At 74.0% G+C, this 15,914-nt stretch carries 17 protein-coding genes; 6 read left to right on the top strand and 11 right to left on the bottom strand.

The window, feature by feature from the left end; all coding sequences use genetic code 11:
- Position 1 precedes the first annotated feature (1 nt).
- The 5 genes from VLJ82_RS12590 to VLJ82_RS12570 form a co-directional block, all read right to left on the bottom strand.
- Entirely contained in the window at positions 2–1,231 is a 1,230-nt protein-coding gene (locus tag VLJ82_RS12590) for an NRAMP family divalent metal transporter (protein WP_408663703.1), read from the bottom strand.
- Positions 1,228–1,680 (bottom strand): hypothetical protein, encoded by a 453-nt coding sequence (locus tag VLJ82_RS12585; RefSeq protein WP_408663702.1) that lies wholly within the window; start codon positions 1,678–1,680, stop codon positions 1,228–1,230. Before VLJ82_RS12585 ends, VLJ82_RS12590 begins: the two co-directional genes overlap by 4 nt.
- A 290-nt stretch (positions 1,681–1,970) precedes the next feature.
- The gene (locus tag VLJ82_RS12580; protein WP_408663701.1) at positions 1,971–2,855 is read right to left on the bottom strand and encodes a hypothetical protein; all 885 of its coding nucleotides are present in this window, start codon (positions 2,853–2,855) and stop codon (positions 1,971–1,973) included.
- A gap of 26 nt (positions 2,856–2,881) precedes the next feature.
- Positions 2,882–3,439, bottom strand: a complete 558-nt coding sequence (locus VLJ82_RS12575; RefSeq protein ID WP_408663700.1) for an RNA polymerase sigma factor — start codon at positions 3,437–3,439, stop codon at positions 2,882–2,884.
- A gap of 174 nt (positions 3,440–3,613) precedes the next feature.
- Positions 3,614–4,867 carry a cytochrome P450 family protein gene (locus VLJ82_RS12570; RefSeq protein ID WP_408663699.1) on the bottom strand — a complete coding sequence of 418 codons (1,254 nt, stop codon included), beginning with the start codon at positions 4,865–4,867 and terminating at the stop codon, positions 3,614–3,616.
- 321 nt (positions 4,868–5,188) lie between these two features.
- Here VLJ82_RS12570 and VLJ82_RS12565 point away from each other — a divergent pair, with 321 nt between their 5' ends.
- Positions 5,189–6,166: an ABC transporter permease subunit gene (locus tag VLJ82_RS12565; protein ID WP_408663698.1), complete on the top strand. Its 978-nt coding sequence runs from the start codon at positions 5,189–5,191 to the stop codon at positions 6,164–6,166.
- The gene (locus VLJ82_RS12560) at positions 6,163–7,932 is read left to right on the top strand and encodes a branched-chain amino acid ABC transporter ATP-binding protein/permease (RefSeq protein ID WP_408663697.1); all 1,770 of its coding nucleotides are present in this window, start codon (positions 6,163–6,165) and stop codon (positions 7,930–7,932) included. The genes VLJ82_RS12565 and VLJ82_RS12560 overlap by 4 nt, the downstream gene beginning before the upstream one ends.
- A gap of 9 nt (positions 7,933–7,941) precedes the next feature.
- On the opposite strand, the gene VLJ82_RS12555 is transcribed toward VLJ82_RS12560, so the two are convergent.
- Both VLJ82_RS12555 and VLJ82_RS12550 read right to left on the bottom strand, forming a co-directional pair.
- Complete coding sequence (locus VLJ82_RS12555) at positions 7,942–9,165, bottom strand: hypothetical protein (RefSeq protein ID WP_408663696.1); 1,224 nt, start codon at positions 9,163–9,165, stop codon at positions 7,942–7,944.
- 34 nt (positions 9,166–9,199) lie between these two features.
- Positions 9,200–9,700 (bottom strand): hypothetical protein, encoded by a 501-nt coding sequence (locus VLJ82_RS12550; protein WP_408663695.1) that lies wholly within the window; start codon positions 9,698–9,700, stop codon positions 9,200–9,202.
- Positions 9,701–9,783: 83 nt separating this feature from the next.
- On the opposite strand from VLJ82_RS12550, the gene VLJ82_RS12545 reads away from it, so the two are divergent.
- Entirely contained in the window at positions 9,784–10,998 is a 1,215-nt protein-coding gene (locus VLJ82_RS12545; RefSeq protein WP_408663694.1) for an ABC transporter substrate-binding protein, read from the top strand.
- 93 nt (positions 10,999–11,091) lie between these two features.
- Here VLJ82_RS12545 and VLJ82_RS12540 read toward each other — a convergent pair whose 3' ends face one another.
- Both VLJ82_RS12540 and VLJ82_RS12535 read right to left on the bottom strand, forming a co-directional pair.
- Positions 11,092–11,535, bottom strand: a complete 444-nt coding sequence (locus tag VLJ82_RS12540; protein WP_408663693.1) for a hypothetical protein — start codon at positions 11,533–11,535, stop codon at positions 11,092–11,094.
- A gap of 13 nt (positions 11,536–11,548) precedes the next feature.
- Positions 11,549–12,619 (bottom strand): NAD-dependent epimerase/dehydratase family protein, encoded by a 1,071-nt coding sequence (locus VLJ82_RS12535; protein ID WP_408663692.1) that lies wholly within the window; start codon positions 12,617–12,619, stop codon positions 11,549–11,551.
- A gap of 125 nt (positions 12,620–12,744) precedes the next feature.
- Between VLJ82_RS12535 and VLJ82_RS12530 the strand changes: the two genes are divergently transcribed.
- Positions 12,745–13,656, top strand: a complete 912-nt coding sequence (locus tag VLJ82_RS12530; protein WP_408663691.1) for a formate/nitrite transporter family protein — start codon at positions 12,745–12,747, stop codon at positions 13,654–13,656.
- Between the two features lie 20 nt (positions 13,657–13,676).
- On the opposite strand, the gene VLJ82_RS12525 is transcribed toward VLJ82_RS12530, so the two are convergent.
- On the bottom strand, positions 13,677–13,925 hold the full coding sequence (locus VLJ82_RS12525) for a DUF5313 family protein (RefSeq protein WP_408663690.1): 249 nt from the start codon (positions 13,923–13,925) through the stop codon (positions 13,677–13,679).
- Positions 13,888–14,100 carry a DUF5313 family protein gene (locus VLJ82_RS12520; protein ID WP_408663689.1) on the bottom strand — a complete coding sequence of 71 codons (213 nt, stop codon included), beginning with the start codon at positions 14,098–14,100 and terminating at the stop codon, positions 13,888–13,890. Before VLJ82_RS12520 ends, VLJ82_RS12525 begins: the two co-directional genes overlap by 38 nt.
- Positions 14,101–14,328: 228 nt before the next feature.
- Here VLJ82_RS12520 and VLJ82_RS12515 point away from each other — a divergent pair, with 228 nt between their 5' ends.
- Positions 14,329–15,354 carry a fatty acid desaturase family protein gene (locus VLJ82_RS12515; RefSeq protein ID WP_408663688.1) on the top strand — a complete coding sequence of 342 codons (1,026 nt, stop codon included), beginning with the start codon at positions 14,329–14,331 and terminating at the stop codon, positions 15,352–15,354.
- A 108-nt stretch (positions 15,355–15,462) separates the two neighbouring features.
- The gene (locus VLJ82_RS12510) at positions 15,463–15,876 is read left to right on the top strand and encodes a hypothetical protein (RefSeq protein ID WP_408663687.1); all 414 of its coding nucleotides are present in this window, start codon (positions 15,463–15,465) and stop codon (positions 15,874–15,876) included.
- Positions 15,877–15,914: the final 38 nt, after the last annotated feature.

Raw genomic sequence — 15,914 nt, 5'->3', positions numbered from 1 at the left:
GTCACTGACCCGCTTTCGTGAGCAGCATCAAGGGGATTGCCGCGATCGCCGCGATCAGGATGACGATCAGGAACAGCGTGCCGAGGGTGTTGGAGACCCGGCCGTTGACCTTCTCGCCCATGTAATCCGGGTCGTTGGAGATGACCAGGATCGGGAAGTAGGTCAGCGGCAGCGCCACCGCGGAGAACACGATCGAGTACTCGGTCACGGTGATCGGGTTGACGGTGGTCAGCACGATGCCCACCGCCGCGATCAGCGACAGCAGCACCACGACGTGGAAGCGGGCGGCGTCGCGGGGCTTGACGTACTTTCCCCATTGCCAGCCGAAGTACTGCGAGACGGCGTAGCCGCAGGACAGTCCCGTCTCCAGCGCCGCGCCGAAGGTGGCGGCGACGAAGCCGAGGATCGCCACCGCCAGGCCGATCTTGCCGACCGCGACCGCGACCGGCAGGCCCACCCCGGACAGCGTGTCGACCTGAATGCCGCGGGGCAGCAGGGTCAGCCCCGCGACGGCGGCGATGGAAAGCGACAGCAGGCCACCCAGCGGGAAGCCGACGAAGACGTTGACCCGCGAGGTGCGGATGTCCTTCTCCGTCCAGCGTTCCTCGACCCCGCCGGAGGAGAAGAAGAACACCTCGTACGGTGTCATGGCCGCCCCGAACAGCGCGATGGCGTAGTAGAAGTAGGGCAGCAGCCCTTCCTTGCCGGGCTTGTCCGGAACGGCGATCTGGTGCAGCAGGGTGCTCCAGTCGGGATTGAGCTTCCAGAGCGCGACCGCGAACACCACCAGGGACAGCCCCAGCATGCCGAAGACGTTCTCCAGCAGCGAGAACTTGACCCGCCAGATGATCAGCCACACCGCCAGTGCCACCAGTGGCACCCACAGCAGGTAGTTCACGCTGGTCACCAGCTCGATGGACAGCGCTATGCCGCCGATCTCGGCGGTGAAGGTCAGCATGGTCACCAGGAACGACGCGACCAGGTTCGCCAGGCCCACCCGCGGACCGAGCCGCTCGCGTACCAGGTCGAACGTGCCCCGGCTGGTGACCGCGGCGACCCGTCCGGACATCTCGGCGAACAGGCAGATGCCGACGATGCCGCCGATGGTCGCCCAGGCCAGCGACAGCCCGTACCGGGAGCCGACCAGGGCGTTGGCCACCAGGTCGCCGATGTCGACGAAGCCGCCGATGGCGGTCAGGATGCCGAGCGCGACGGCGAAGATCCGCTTCATGCGTGCGGGTTGTCGCTGAAGGCCTGCAGTTGCTCCGACACCGCGCCGAGCTCGGCGCTGGTCGAGTACAGCACCGCGCTGTCGCCGCGCCGTGCCGCGATCCGCAGCTGGGCCAGGCCGTCGGAGCCGGCGGCGAGGATCTTGTCCAGCTTGTCGCGGAGCTGGTCGGCCTCGGTGCTGTCCGGCGGCTGGATCGAGTCGAAGGTGGCCTGGATCGAGCTGAAGCCGTCCTCGGCCTCGGTCAGCATCACCTCCAGCGAGGCGTGCAGCAGGTTGCCGCGCCGGTCGGTCTCGACCGCCAGCCGGGCGGTTTCCAATTGCGAGAGCGCATCCTCGGCGGTGTGGCCGGCCTTGCCCCGGTACACCGAGGTGGTGGTGGCCGGGCCCACGCAGGCCGCGCAGGCCAGCAGTGTGCCGGCCAGCGCCGCCGCGATCCGCCGGCCGGTCATCGGGGCTTGCGGCGGTCGCCGCGCAGCACCACGAAGGCCAGCAACACCAACAACAAACCGAACTCACACCAAGCCGCCAGCACCGCGAGCCCGATCGTCATGACCACCCCCAAGACAGCCATGCCGCTGTCAGCGGCTGCACACTTCGCGCGCGAGGACGCCCACGCCAACCCTGGATCATGGCCGAGCGGCGCGGTGTTTGTCAGCTCTTTCCGGGTTGGCGCGCCGCGCCGGTCAGCCGTGCAGAGCCGCCGGCGCCGGGCGGCAAGGGGCCCGGCGCCGGCATGAGCTCAGTGACCGGTCGGGTGCCCGCTCGGCGACGGCGGCACGGTGCTGGGCTTGCCGGTCGGGTGGGAGTGCGAGGGGACGGCGCTCGGCGGTGCGACCGGGTGCGAGGGCGGCGCGGTCGGCTTGCCGGTGGGATGGTCGGTCGGCACGGTGCTCGGCGGGCCCACGGGGTGCGAGGGCAGCGCGGTCGGCTTGCCGGTCGGGTGGTCACTGGGCACGGTGCTCGGCGGGCCGGCCGGGTGCGAGGCGGTGGCCGAGCCCGGGTGCGGGATCGTCGCGCAGTACGCCTCGATCTGGTCCGCGCCGCCGGCCGCCGCGGCCAGGTTCGCGAACGCGACCGACTTGTCCGCCGCCATGTCGTCGGCGTGCGCGTAGGCGTTGCACAGCCCGAAGGCCGCCGCACCCGTCGCGTCCGGGCCGGCCGGTGTGCTGCTCGGCGCGCCGGCCGGCTGCGGCGCGTGGCCGGCGCCCTTGCCGGGGTGGCTGTCCGGTGCTCCGATCACGTGGTGCACCACCTGCTGCGCGGCATCCGGCAGCGCACCGGCGTACGCGGCCGCTCCGAAGCCGCCCAGGCCGAAGACTCCGGCGGCGAGCGCGGTGGCGATCTTGGGGTGGGACAAGGGGGAACGCATCGATGACCTCCGTCGGTACGTCCCACCGCGGCGTTGCCGCGCTGCGTACAGCGTGGTGTAGGCAGCGCGCACCCTGGTCAGGCCCGCCAGCTCGTCGGACACCGCCGGAGCGGTGAGCGCGTCCACGATGTCGGCGAGGAACGCGTCCGTCGCGAGCGCGTCCGGCGGCAGGGGTGCTCTGCCCAGCAGTGCCTCGAACGACCGCTCCTCGCTGGAGCGGTCGTTGGAGTGAAGGTGCCACGGTGGAAGGGACATGTCACCTCTCAGATCGCGATCGCCGCTCACAGCGTTACACCACCGCTGGCCACGACCCGGGCCAGGGTGCGCAAACCCCGGTGCGCGGCCACCCGCACCGCACCCGGGCTGCGGCCGACGATGCCGGCCACCGTCTCCACCGGCAAGCCTGCGACCACCCGCAGCATGATCACCTCGGCCTGCAGCGGCGGCAGCGTGGCCACCAGTTCGACAGCCGCCCGGGTGTCGAGCCTGCCCAGCGCCTCCTCGGCAGCATCCGGGGTGACGCCGCCACGCTCGTCGCCGTGCGGCCAGCCCAGCGGGCCGGACGGCTGCCGCAGCCGCCGCCGGAGGTCGTCAGTGCGCCGGCGCCGGGCGATGGTGAACACCCAGGCCCGCCAGGCCAGCTCGTCGCCGGAGAAGCTGCCGAGCCCGCCGATCACGCTCAGCCAGGTCTCGGCGGCGACGTCCTCGGCGGTCTGGGAGTCCAGCACCTTCAGATACCGCAGCAGCGCCGGGTTGGCATCCCGCCACAGGGTGGCGAAGGCCTCCTCGTCGCCCTGCTGGGCGGCGCGGAGAACCGTGGCGAATCCGGCACCGAGCACCCTGGAAGTATGCCGCCCGGCCGGCGTCGCGGCGCGTCAGCTCCGCGCGTCGCGCCGGGCGCCGCACCGTCCGGCGTCCCTGATGTCGCGGCGCCGGGGCCGTCCGGCCCGACAGCCGGACCGGACGACTCCTTACCAGGGCAGGGGAAACCGCCCGCCGCCCGGACGGCGGGATCAGCCGGTTGCCGTCCCGTGCAGCGACACCGGCAGCGCGACCAGGCCGCGCATCAGCGCGCCGTGCTCCCACTCCAGCGACTCGGGCGGTGCCGCCAGTTGCAGGTCCGGGAACCGGGTGAGCAGCTTGGTCAGCGCCACCTCCAGCTGGATCCGGGCCAGCGGCGCGCCGATGCAGTAGTGGGTGCCGTGCCCGAAGCCCAGGTGGTTCTTGGGACAGCGAGTGACGTCCAACCGGTCGGCATCGGGGTACTTGGTGCTGTCCCGGTGGGCGGAACTCATCGACAGCGCAAGGATCTCGCCGGCCGGGATGGTGACCTCGCCGAGGTCGATGGCCTCCTTGGTGAACCGGAAGGTGCCGACCGAGACGCCCGAGTCGTACCGGATCAGCTCGTCGATCGCCACCGGCAGCAGCGACAGGTTTGCCCGCAGCTTGGCCAGCTCCTCCGGATGGGTCAGCAGGCTGTGGATGACGTTGGTCAGGGTGTGCATCGAGGTGACGTGACCGGCCATGATGATCAGGAAGAACATGCTCACCAGCTCGTCGGAGGTGAGCCGGTCGCCGCCGTCCCTGCCGTGCACCAGCATGCTCAGCATGTCCTGGCCCGGGTTGGCGCGCTTGGCCTCGATGCTGGCCCGGGCGTAGGAGATGACGCTGTTGGAAGCCGCCTCGACCACCTCGGGGTCGTGGCCGGCACCCACCAGCTCGGCGGCCCACTGGTGGAACAGCGGCTTGTCCTCGGCGGGCACGCCGAGCACCTCGCAGATGGTGGTGATCGTCATCGGCTGGGTGAAGCCGGCGAGCAGGTCCACCACCGGCCGGCCGTCGTCCAGGGCGTTCAGCAACTCGTCGGCGACCTGCTCCAGCCGGGGGCGGGATGCCTCCATCTGCCGCGGGGTGAGTCCCTGGTTGGCCAGCGAGCGCAACCGGGTGTGCCGCGGCGGGTCACTGTTGAGCATGTGCATGGTCAGCTCGTCGTTGACGCCGATGCCGCCGGTCTCGTCCTCGTCGGTGATCATCCCGGCATGGCGGGCGAACAGGTGGTTGGCGCGGCTGCCGTCCTTGCTCACCCGCGGATCGGTCAGCAGCTGGCGGACGTCGTCGTACCGGGTCACCAGCCACACCTTGGCGCCGTGCGGGAAGATCACCGGATGGGCCGGTCCGGCGGCGCGAAGCCGCTCCAGGATCTCGTACGGGTGCGCCAGAAAGTCCTTGGGTAGCTCCTCGACGGCTTGTGACGAATCCACGCTCATGCAGGCTCACCTTTCGTTTTTCGCGCGTATGCCAGGAAAGTGCGCACGGCGCTGCTTCCGGGCACTTCTCGCACCGCGATGCCGGTCCGGAGAACCGGTCGGCCAGCCGGCTCGTGCGGGTTGGGTCGCGGGCGATTGGTTGTGGGCTTGGCAATATTGACTGTCTGCACTGCACCGGCCGCTGCACTAGCGAACGCACCGCTGTGTGAAGTGCGTTAGATGAATATGTAGACGGTGTTAAGAGACCGCAGCTGGTGGGGTGGCCGGGCGGTACGGCGGTGACGTTCCGGATCCGACCGCCGGGTCGGCTACCTTGGCGCCATGATCGCCGGTGTGCTGCTCCAGGTGGTGCTGGCCGGCCTCGCCCAGGGGGTCGTGCTGGGACTGGTGGCGCTCGGGTTCTCGCTGGTCGCCGGCACCGCCCGGGTGCTGCCGTTCGCGCACGGCGACATCGTGGTCGGCGCGGCGTTCCTCGCCGTGCTCGCGGTGGCCGGCCGCACCCCGACCGCGGCACCGCCGGGCCGGCTCGCCTCGGTCGCGCTGCTGGTGTTCACCCTGGCCGCGGGTGCGGCGCTGTCCGGGCTGGTCGGCGGGCTCACGGTGCTGTCGGACGGGGCGCGGCAGCCCGGGCCGGAGAGTTGGATCGCCGGTGGCCTGGCGGCCGGCCTGCTGCTGCGCGCCGGGTTGGCGTTCGTCCTTGCGCAGCAGGCCTATGCGCTGCCGGATGCGCTGCACGTCGACGCGCTGGCACCCGGCGGGCTGCTGCGGTTGCCCGGCGGCGGCACGGTGCCGGTCCGGGCAGTGTGCGTGCTGGCGATCGGCCTGGCCGCGGGGCTCGCCACCGAAGCGGTGCTGGCCCGATCCCGGTTCGGCGCCGCGGTGCGCGCGGTGGCCGACGACCCGGCGGGCGCGGCGCTGTGCGGGGTGCCGGCCCGGCGGGTGATGGTGGCGGCGTTCTCGCTGGCCGGGCTGCTGGCGGGGCTGGCGGGCCTGCTGGCCACGCCGGGCCGGGCGGTCTCGGTCGGCGACGGCGCCCTGCTGGGACTGGCCGCGGCGGCTGCGGCCGTGCTCGGCGGGATCGGCTCGCCGCGCGGTGCGCTGGCCGGCGGCCTGCTGATCGGGTGCCTGCAGGCGCTGGCCGGGTACGCCTTCGGCACCGGCGTCGCAGACCTGCTGCCGCTGGTACTGCTGGTGGCGGTGCTGGCCGTCCGGCCGCCGTCCGGGCGCGGCGGCCGGCTGACCGGACGACCGATGCGGCGCCTGCCGTCCGGCCGGTCCGCGGCGGCCGCTCCCCGGTGACCGCCGTCGGGCTCGCCCAGTCGCTTTGGCTGTTGCTGGCGGCCCTGGGCCTTGCCCTGCCGGTGCGTTACGCGGGCATTCCGCTGCTCGGGCAGGGTGCGTTCGTGGCGGTCGGCGGCTACGCGGTGGTGTTGCTCGGCCCTGGTGGCACCGGGCTGCCGCTCGGCGTCGCGGCCGGGCTGGCGGTGTCGCTGGCCGCGGCCGCCGGCTACCTGACGGCCCTGGCCACCGCCCGGCTGGACGGCGGCTACCTGGCGCTGGCCACCTGGGCACTGGCCTGGCTGGTGCAGCGCGCGCCGACCGCCTTTCCGGATCTGCTCGGCGGCACCGAGGGATTCTCCCGGCCGGCACCGGCCCGGTTGGTGTCGCGGACGCTGGGCATCGAGGTGACGCTCACCGACCGGACCAGCCTTCTGCTGGCCGCCGGCTGCTGCCTGCTGGCGCTGGCGACCCTTGCCCGGCTCGGCCGCGGACCGCTCGGCCTGGAGCTGGCCGGGCTGCGCGAGTCCGCCCCGCTCGCCGCGTCGCTGGGGGTTCCGGTCGCCGCTCGCCGGCGTGCGGTGCTGACCTGGGCCGCCGCGCTCGGCGGGCTGGCCGGCGCCGGATCCACTGTGCTGACCGGGGTGATCTCGCCCGCGGACGTCAGCCCGCTGCTGTCGCTGGAGCTGCTGGCCGCGGTGCTGATCGGTCCGGCGCGGTGGTGGGGACCGGTGCCGGGCGTCGCGCTGCTCGCGGTGCTGCCGGCCGGCCCGCTGGCCGGAGCCGGGTCCGGCGGTGTGCCGGCGCGCGGGATGCTGGTCGGTCTGCTGCTGCTCGCCGGGGTGGTGGTACCGCTGGTCGTCCGGTCGGCGCGATTGCGCGGCTGGCGGGTTGTTCTCCCGGGGTTTCTGAGGCCCGCGCAGCCGGAACCGCCGGAACCGCTGGAACACCGGCTGGAACCGCTGGAACCGCTGGAACCGCGGCCGGACCGGCTGCCGGAGCTCTGGCCGACGGTCGCGGCCCGTCCACAGCCGGCCCTGGAACTGGTCTCGGCGAGCGTGCGCCACTCCGGCGGCCCGGTGCTGGACGACGTCAGCCTGACCCTGCGGCACGGCGAGGTGCATGCGCTGATCGGCCCGAACGGCAGCGGAAAGTCCACCCTGCTCGAGGTGCTGGCCGGCAGCCTGGACGCCGGCGCGGTGCGGCTCGGCGGGGTGCCGCACCGGGCCCGGACGCCCGTCCACCGGGCCCGCGCCGGGGTGGTACGCACCCCGCAGCAGCCGGTGGTGCCGGCCGGGCTTCCGCCGGCGCGGCAGGTCGCCCTCGGTGCCAGCGGCAACGGCCGGTGGTCGCACGCCGGGCTGCGCCAGCTGCTGGGCACCCCGCTCTCGCGGGTGCAGGCGGCCGAGCTGCGCGCCTGGAGAGCCGGCATCCTGGACGCGCTCGGGCTGGGCCGGCTCGCCGAGGCCGACCCGTCCCGGCTGAGCACCGGCGAGCGGCAGTTGCTGCAGCTGGCCCGGGCGGTGGCCACCGGCGCGCCGGTGCTGCTGTTCGACGAGCCGGCCGCCGGCATGACCGCCGCCGAGCGCGCGGTGCTGCGGGACGTGCTGCGGCTGCTGGCCGATCGCGGCGCCGCCGTCGCAATCGTCGAGCACGACCTGCGCCTGGTCGCCGCGGTGGCCGACCGGATCACCGTGCTGGACGCCGGCCGGGTGCTGGCCAGCGGCGCTGCCGCGACGGTGCGCGCGGAGCCGCGGGTGCGGCGGGCGCTGCTCGGCGAGGAATAGCACCCGGCGTCAGGACCGCCGCCAGCACAGCACGCCGGCGCCCAGCAACGCCAGCAAGCCCAGCACGGTGAGGGTGATCGGTACCGGCCGCGGGGCCAGCCGGACCGGTGCCGGCCCGGGCGTCCGGGCGGTCGCCAGCGAGTAGGAGAACGTGGTGTGGCCGCGGGGTTCCAGCTGCGAGCCGAGGTACGGGCTGAAGGCCGACGCGCGCGACCCGGTCGCCGCCGCCTGCACCAGCAGCTCCAGCGCGGCCCGGCGTTCGGCCCGCGGCGGATCGGTGCCGGCCCAGGCGGCCCAGGACGGCGCCGAGTGTGGCGGTACCAGGCCGGCCGGATCCAGCGCCGGCACCGCGATCAGCTGCAGCGTGACGATGCCCGGACCGGGCACCGGCAGGCTGACCTGCGTGCTGCGCAACAGCAGCGTGTCGAGCCGGACGGTGCTGTCCTGCTGGTTCCCCGCGGCCGGCCCGTCCGGGTGCACGGCCAGGCTGGCGTGCAGCTGCAGCGGCACGAGCTGCGTGCCGGTCCGGGTGCCGGCCCCGGTGACCGGCAGCTGCGGCGGGATGCCGGTCCGGGTGGTCGGCAGCCTGGCGGCCGGGCTGTTCGCCGCGGCCCGCAGCCGGTCCAGCGCCGCGGCCAGCTGCCGGGCCGGGGCGTCCGTCGCGGTCGGCAGCGTGGCTGGTTGCCCGGTGGCGTTGTCCACGGTGAGCGTCAGGGTGCCGGCGCTGGGCAGCTGCCGTTGCGGGCCGAGCACCGTCCGGCGGCCACCGGCGGTGAAACTGAGCCCGATCCGCAGCGGCAGGTGCCGGGACTCGATCTCGGGATCCAGCTCGATCCGGGCCGCCAGCTGCCGGCTGCCGGGGGAGAAGCCCTGCCAGACGATGTCGCCGAGGCTGAGCACCGGGGCCTCGCCGCCGACGGCCACCGCGGCCCGGGCCGGGCCGGACTCGCGGACGAAGTAGTCCCCGGTGCCGGTGAGGAGGATCTGCTGCCGGTCGCTGACCCGGCTGACCCGGCCGTCGCCGGACACCTCGACCGAGACCAGCTCGTCGTTGCGCAGCGGACCCGGTGCCAGGTAGCCGGGCAGCTCGTCCCGGCCGGCGCCGAGCGCTCCGAACAGCTCGCTGCCGCCCAGCTGGTCGGCCTGCGGCGCGGGCAGGTCGACGGTGTCGGCTCGTGCGGGAGAAGTCATCAGCATCGCGATGACCCCGGCCAGCAGGCCGGCCCGCCGCACCCGGCTACTGCCGGCGCGGTTACTGCCGGCGCGGTTACTGCCGGACCGAGTAGCTGAGGACCAGGTAGGCACGGCACAGCGGCCTGACGTTGATGTTCACCTCGCGCGGACCCGCCAGCTCCGCCTCGGCCTCGTAGCCGGCCTCTTCGTCGGTGCCGGTCAGGTGGTAGCCGGCGTCGATGAGCTGGTCGACGGCGCGGTCCCGGACGGCTTCCAGGTCGGCCGGCCCGCCGGGCAGCACCCCCCGGACCACCCGGGTCCGGGCCTGGTCCATCGCCCCGGTCGGCTGCCAGCCGGCCACTGTGGCGAAACCGACCGGCAGCTGGCCGGCCAGCTCCGGCCGCGGCACCGTCCGCTGTTCGCAGTCCGCGGCGGTGGCGGCGACGGACGGGGCAGCGGTGGGAGTGCCGGGAGTGCCCCACGAGACCGAGATCGTGGCGGCCGGTTGCGGGCTCGGGCCGCTGGCGCAGCCGGCCAGCGCTGCGCCCAGCAGCGTCATCGTCGTCCACAGGGCAGCCAGTCCGCTTCGCGTCATCCACAACCCCCGATTCCGTCTGCTGCCAGCCGGCTGGTGGTGCCAAAGTACTCAGGAACGGGTCGTGCGGGGGAGGTGCGGGCATGCGGGTGCTGGGTGCGCTGCTGCTGGCCTGCGCGCTGCTGGCCGGCACCGGCTGCCGGGCCGCCGAGCGGGGCTCGGCAGCCGGTGCGCCGCTGGTCGTGGTGTCGGCGCCGCTGGCCTCGCAACCCTGGATCGGGCGGTCGGTGGCCCGGGGCGCCGAGCTGGCGCAGGCGGTGCTGGCCCGCTCGGGCAGCCCGCCGGGCGCGGTGCCGAGGGTGCGGGTGGTGGACAACGGCGCCTCGCCGAGTGCCGCGGTGGCCATCGCCCGGGCCGCGGTGCGCGAGCACGCCGCGGCCCTGATCACCGACGGCACCGGCGCGCTGGCGGTGTCCCGGGTGACCGATCCGGCGTCGCTGCCGGTGTTCGTGGTCTTCGACGGCGGCGGCTCGTTCCTGGATCCGCAGGCGCATCCGACGGTGTTCCGGCTGGCGCCGGCGAACAGGTACCTGAGCCGGCGGCTGGCCGACTACCTGGCCGCCCGGCACCGGCAGCCCGTCGCGGTGCTCAGCGACGACTCCTCCTACGGCCGCGACGGCGCCCGGCAACTCGACGCCGACCTCGCCTACAGCGGGGTGCCGGTGGTTGCCCGGATCGTGCTGCCGGCGGCCGCGCCGGACGTCAGCGCCCAGGTGCTGGCCGCCCGGCGGGCCCGGGCCGGGGCGCTGGTGGTGTGGGCCGGCGCGCCGGTGCTCGCCCAGGTGATCCGGGCGGCCCGCTCGACCGGCTGGACGGTGCCGGTGTACCTCAGCCCGACCGGTGAGGACCCGCTGGTGCGCCAGGTGCTGGCCGACCATCCGGCCTGGCTGGACGGCGCCACCTTCGTCTCGTTCCGGATCACCAGCGAGCAGGGGCCGGCGCCGTTCGAGCGGTTCCGGGCCGCCTACCAGCAGCGCTACGGCGCCGACCCGGTCGGGGTGAGCGCGGGTGGCCGTCCGGTGCTGCAGCCGCCGGACTGGGCGATGTTCTCCTACGACGCGATGCTGCTGGTCTCGGCCGCGCTGACCCTCACCGCAGGCGTTACCGGGGCGCCGCTGCTGGCCGCCGTCGAGGGTGCGTCGGTGACCGGGGCCAACGGCGACCAGCGCGGCTTCGGCCCGGACGACCGGGAGGGGGTGAGCTCCAGCGACATGTACTTCGGCCGGTTCTCCGCGATGCGGTTCGCCCCGGTGACCGATGACGCGCTGTCCACCCAGCTGCCCGCGGTCGCCCAGTGAGCGGCGCCGGCTGACGAACCGGGCCGGTTGACGAACCGGGCCGGCCGGGTGCGGGAGGCAGCAGCCGGGGCCGGAGCTGGTCCGGTGCCGGGCTCAGGCCTGCACCTGCCACCGGGTGGTGCAGGCGTCGACCGCGGTCAGTTCCAGCACGCCGGGCCTGCCGTCCCGGGTGAACGGCAACCGGCTCCGGCTGGTGCCCACGATGCCGCGTCCCACCGTGTAGCCGGCGGCCTGCAGCGCCGCGGTGATCTCCAGCAGGCTGGTGCGGACGGTTCCCGGGGCGGTGAAGGTGACCAGGGTGAAGCCGCTGGCCAGCTGTCGCACCTCGCCGAGCCGCGCGCCGGGTGGCAGCGGCAGGTTCGCCGGGATGCCGGGCGGCCAGGAGAAGCCGGCGCCGGCGGCCGGCGAGCAGGACGGCGCGGGACGACTGCCCGGCCGGCCGGAATGGCCGGTGCAGCCGGCGAGCAGCACGCCCGCGGCCAGCAGCACGGCTGCGGCCGGCAGGGCGACCGGCGCGCCGCCGGTCCGGAGCCTCACGGGGTTGCCTACCTCAGGGCAGCCGGCGGTTGCCCAGCGGCCCGGAGGTGACCAGCTTGCGCAGCTGGTCCAGCCCGGACCGGACCCGCAGCACCGGGCTGCCGGCACCCCGCCGGTGTGCCATCGCCTGGACGGTTTCGCGCAGCGCCTCTCGCGAGTCGACCGCCGGCGTCCAGTCCAGCTCGGTCCGGGCCCGGGTGGTGTCGACCAGCGGTACCGCGAAGGCCAGGTCGATCCAGCCCGGGTCCAGCGCCTGCAGCCGGGCGTGCCAGCCGGCGGCGGCCAGCAGGCTCAAGACCTTGGCCGGCACGTGCACCGGCCGGGCGCCCATCGCCTCGGCGATGTCGTTGCGGGTGATCGGCGGCTCGCCGGCGAAGTTGAAGGCACCCGGCAGCCGGCGCTCCACCACGCGGGCGATCCCGTCGGCGAGGTCGTCGGAGTGCACCAGTGGAATGCTCAGCTTGCGATCCAGCGGCAGCACCGGCAGCAGGGTGATGATCCGGGCCGGCACGAAGCCGGGCAGGCCGTAGCGCAGCAGCCCGCTGGCCGCGTCCGGCTGCACCACGAAGCCGGGCCGCAGCCGGCTCACCAGCATCGCCGAAGCACCGGCCTCCCGCTCATAGGCGTCCAGCAGCCGCTCCGCTTCGGCCTTGTGCTGGCTGTAGGCCAGGGTGGCGATGCCGTCCCGGGCGGCGGACTCGTCCACCCGCCGGTGCGGCGCCGCCGAGTAGGCGCCCACCGAGGACATGTGCACCAGGTGCCGCACCCCCGCCGTCCGTGCCGCCTGCAGCACGGCCGCCGTGCCGCCCACGCCCAGCCGGCGCAGGTAGTCCACGTCGTGCGAGGGCTGGAAGGCCCAGGCCAGGTGCACCACGGCGTCCACGCCGGCGAACGGACCGGCCAGCCGGGCGGCCGCATCCCCGGCGGCGAGGTCCACGCTGTGCCAGGACGCCGCGGCGTACGGGGCGCCGCCGTCCGGTATCCGGCGGGCGATCGCCACCAGTTCGTGCTCGCCGCCGGCGGTGAGCCGCCGCAGCAGTGCCGTCCCGATGTTGCCGCTGGCTCCGGTGATCGCGATCCGCATCGATCCAGTGTGCTCGCACCTTCCGGCCGCCCCGGACGGTGCGCCGGTTTGCGCCGCCCCGGCCGGGCGGAGTTGACTGGCGGAAAGGGCAAACAGCGCCCTCCCGTGACCCTTGGGAGGCCGCGATGGCCCACGACCTCGGAGAGCACCGCAGCACCACCCCGGCAGCGCGCACCGCGCCGGCGACCGGCAGCACCTCAGGGGTCGACAGCCCGCCGACCAGCACCGCCGCGTACAACACCCCGCAGCAGATCGCGGTGGCCGCGGTCGCGTCCGGCACCACCAAGGCGCTGCTGCGGCCCGGCAACGCGCTGGTCGGCGGCTTCCTGGCCGGCGCCTACATCGCCTTCGGCGGGTTGCTGGCGATCGTCGTCTCGGCGGGGCTCAACCCGCAGCAGTGGGGCGGCCTGATCACGCTGTTCACCGGCCTGGTGTTCAGCCTGGGCCTGATCCTGGTGATCGTGGGCGGTGCCGAGCTGCTCACCGGCAACATGGCGCTGGTCCCGATCGCGGTGCTGGCCCGCCGGGTCACGGTCGCGCAGATGCTGATGAACTGGCTGTGGGTGACCATCGGCAACCTGGTCGGGTCGGTGTTCGTGGCCTACGTGCTCGCCGACAAGACCGGCGTGATCGCCAAGACCGGCGGGGTCACCGCGACCCAGAGCTACGCCCGGCTCGGGGCCATCGCCATGGGCAAGGCGGCCAGCGAGACCCACCTGGAGCAGTTCCTGCGGGCGGTGGGCTGCAACTGGCTGGTGTGCCTGGCGATCTGGCTGGCGCTGGCGGCCCGCGACGTGGCCGGCAAGATCCTGGCCATCATCTACCCGATCACCGCGTTCGTGGCGCTGGGCTTCGACCACGTGGTGGCCAACATGTTCTTCCTGCCGGCTGCGATGTTCCTGCACACCGGCGGCGTCACCGCCTCCAACATGGTGCTGAACCTGATCTTCGCCTTCCTCGGCAACGCGGTCGGCGCGGCGCTGTTCGTCGCCGGGGCCTACTGGTACCTGTACCTGCGCGACCAGCCGGCCGACTGAGTGGGCACCCTCGGGCCGGCTCAGCGCCGGCGGTTGTCCAGCCGGCGGAACATCTTCTCGCGCCGCCGCTCGGTGGCCGCGGTCCGCCCCTCGACCGACCGTTGCTGGCGGACCGCCGCACCGGTCCCGGCCGGGTAACCGGCCTTGACCAGCCGGTGCTCGGCCGTCTCGGAGACGAATCCCAGGGAGTACAGCAGGCTCATCAGCACGCCGCCGAGCGCGCTGAGCGCCCTAATCCACAACGGGCCCGGCACCACGAACAGCAGCACCAGGATCAGGGGGTGAGATGGCCAGCAGCGAGCGCGCCACCTGGCGCAACGCCCAGGTCCGGCAGGTGGTGTCGTGCAGCACCCACTCCGACAGGTCCGCCGGCAACCGGCCGCCCACGCTGTACCACAGCCACTGCCCGGCGGACGGGCGTCGACGTGGGGTACCGCCGTCCATGCCTCCACGGTATCGCCATCGAGAACAACCGGACGGCCCGGCGGAACCGGTAGGGTCGAAGGTGTCAGTTCCCACATCACAGACGGCGGCCGGTGACAGCTCACGGGCCGCCGCCCGTCTATCTAGGCGCCGGCTGCGGCGCAGTCAGGCTGATCTCATGCCCCTAGCCCCGACCAGGTTCCTGCGACGGCCGCTCGCCGGTCCGGCCACCCCAGCCCGGACGCCGCGTTGACCGCCACCGCCGAGACCACGCGGGGCAGCGACTTCGCACTGCTGTGCCGGCAGGTACGGGCAGCCGGCCTGCTCGGCCGGCGCGGCGGCCACTACGCGATGCGGATCTCGGTCACGGTGCTGGCCTTGGTCGCGGTGGCGGCCGGCTTCGTGCTGGGCGGTGACAGCTGGTACCAGCTGGGCACCGCCGCGGTGCTCGGCGTGGTGTCCACCCAGCTGGCCTTCCTCGGCCACGACGCGGGCCACCAGCAGATCTTCAAGACCCGGCGGGCCAACGACCTGCTGGGCATCGGCATCGGCGGCCTGCTGGTGGGGCTGAGCTACGGCTGGTGGCTGGACAAGCACAACCGCCACCACGCCAACCCCAACCACGAGGAGCACGACCCGGACATCGGCGAGTCGATCCTGGCCTTCACCACCGCGCACGTCGCGGCCCGCACCGGCGGGCTGTACCGGCTGGTGGCGCGCTACCAGGCCTGGCTGTTCTTCCCGCTGCTGTGCTTCGAGGGCCTGCAACTGCACGTGGCCAGCGTCCAGTCGCTGATCAGCGGCCGGCAGCGCCGCTACCGCCGTACCGAGTGGCTGCTGCTGTCGGTGCACCTGGTGGGCTACCTGGCCGCCGTCCTGCTGGTGCTCTCGCCGGTCCGGGCGCTGGCCTTCGTCGCGGTGCACCAGGCGGTCTTCGGCATCTACATGGGCTGCGCGTTCGCCCCCAACCACAAGGGCATGACGGTGGTCGCGCCGGGGGAGCGGCTGGACTTCCTGCGCCGGCAGGTGCTGACCTCCCGCAACGTCCGGGGTGGCTGGTTCACCGACCTGCTGCTGGGCGGGCTGAACTACCAGATCGAGCACCACCTGTTCCCGAGCATGCCGCGGCCCAACCTGCGCCACGCGCGCCGGCTGGTCCACCAGTACTGCCAGGAGCACCGGATCTCCTACACCGAGACCAGCCTGCTCGGCTCGTACCGGGCGGCGCTGGGCTACCTGCACGCGCTCGGCGCCCCGCTGCGCGAGCCGCGTTAGAGCCGGACCGGCGCGCTCGGCGGCAGGGCGGGACGTAGAATCCCGCTCAGATGGCCCCGGGTGGCAAACAGCGCACGCCCGTCCGAACCGCACGTGGGGAGACCCCAGATGGTGCTGATAGGCCTGCTTCTGATAGCCGCCGCGGTCGCCGCGGCAATCATCCTGGTCGTGCAGAACGACGGCACCATCACGGTGCACGTCTTCGATGCCGACTACCACGTGGCCGCCTACTGGCTGGCGATCGCCGGCCTGGCGATCATGGCCGTGCTGGCGCTGGGCCTGTGGACGCTGCGGGTGGGCGCGGCGCACCGGATCCGGCTGCGCCGGGAACGCCGCGAACTGCTGCGGGAGAACCGCCGGCTCAGCGAGCGGGCGGCCACCGCGCCGGATCCTGCCGGCAGCTCCGGCCGGGTCGGGACGGGCCCGGTCACCGGCAGCCACGCCCGCAGCGACGGAGCGCACGCCGAACCGGTCCGGACCCGGACGGACGAACCGGGCCGGACGCCGTCCGCCGATACCTGAGCCCGCCTCGCCGTCCCGGTACCGGCGACCTGCCGCCG

The sequence above is a fragment of the Jatrophihabitans sp. genome (genome assembly GCF_035474675.1).
Taxonomy (GTDB): domain Bacteria; phylum Actinomycetota; class Actinomycetes; order Mycobacteriales; family Jatrophihabitantaceae; genus Jatrophihabitans_A.
Note: the sequence above shows the minus strand (reverse complement) of the source record. Positions and strands in the feature narration are given on the sequence as shown.

Excerpts from the sequence above, each read along its gene's own strand:
- VLJ82_RS12590 (WP_408663703.1), bottom strand. The coding sequence starts at position 1,231 with ATGAAGCGGATCTTCGCCGTCGCGCTCGGCATCCTGACCGCCATCGGC.
- VLJ82_RS12585 (WP_408663702.1), bottom strand. The coding sequence starts at position 1,680 with ATGACCGGCCGGCGGATCGCGGCGGCGCTGGCCGGCACACTGCTGGCC.
- VLJ82_RS12580 (WP_408663701.1), bottom strand. The coding sequence starts at position 2,855 with ATGTCCCTTCCACCGTGGCACCTTCACTCCAACGACCGCTCCAGCGAG.
- VLJ82_RS12570 (WP_408663699.1), bottom strand. The coding sequence starts at position 4,867 with ATGAGCGTGGATTCGTCACAAGCCGTCGAGGAGCTACCCAAGGACTTT.
- VLJ82_RS12565 (WP_408663698.1), top strand. The coding sequence starts at position 5,189 with ATGATCGCCGGTGTGCTGCTCCAGGTGGTGCTGGCCGGCCTCGCCCAG.
- VLJ82_RS12550 (WP_408663695.1), bottom strand. The coding sequence starts at position 9,700 with ATGACGCGAAGCGGACTGGCTGCCCTGTGGACGACGATGACGCTGCTG.
- VLJ82_RS12545 (WP_408663694.1), top strand. The coding sequence starts at position 9,784 with ATGCGGGTGCTGGGTGCGCTGCTGCTGGCCTGCGCGCTGCTGGCCGGC.
- VLJ82_RS12535 (WP_408663692.1), bottom strand. The coding sequence starts at position 12,619 with ATGCGGATCGCGATCACCGGAGCCAGCGGCAACATCGGGACGGCACTG.
- VLJ82_RS12530 (WP_408663691.1), top strand. The coding sequence starts at position 12,745 with ATGGCCCACGACCTCGGAGAGCACCGCAGCACCACCCCGGCAGCGCGC.
- VLJ82_RS12520 (WP_408663689.1), bottom strand. The coding sequence starts at position 14,100 with ATGGACGGCGGTACCCCACGTCGACGCCCGTCCGCCGGGCAGTGGCTG.
- VLJ82_RS12510 (WP_408663687.1), top strand. The coding sequence starts at position 15,463 with ATGGTGCTGATAGGCCTGCTTCTGATAGCCGCCGCGGTCGCCGCGGCA.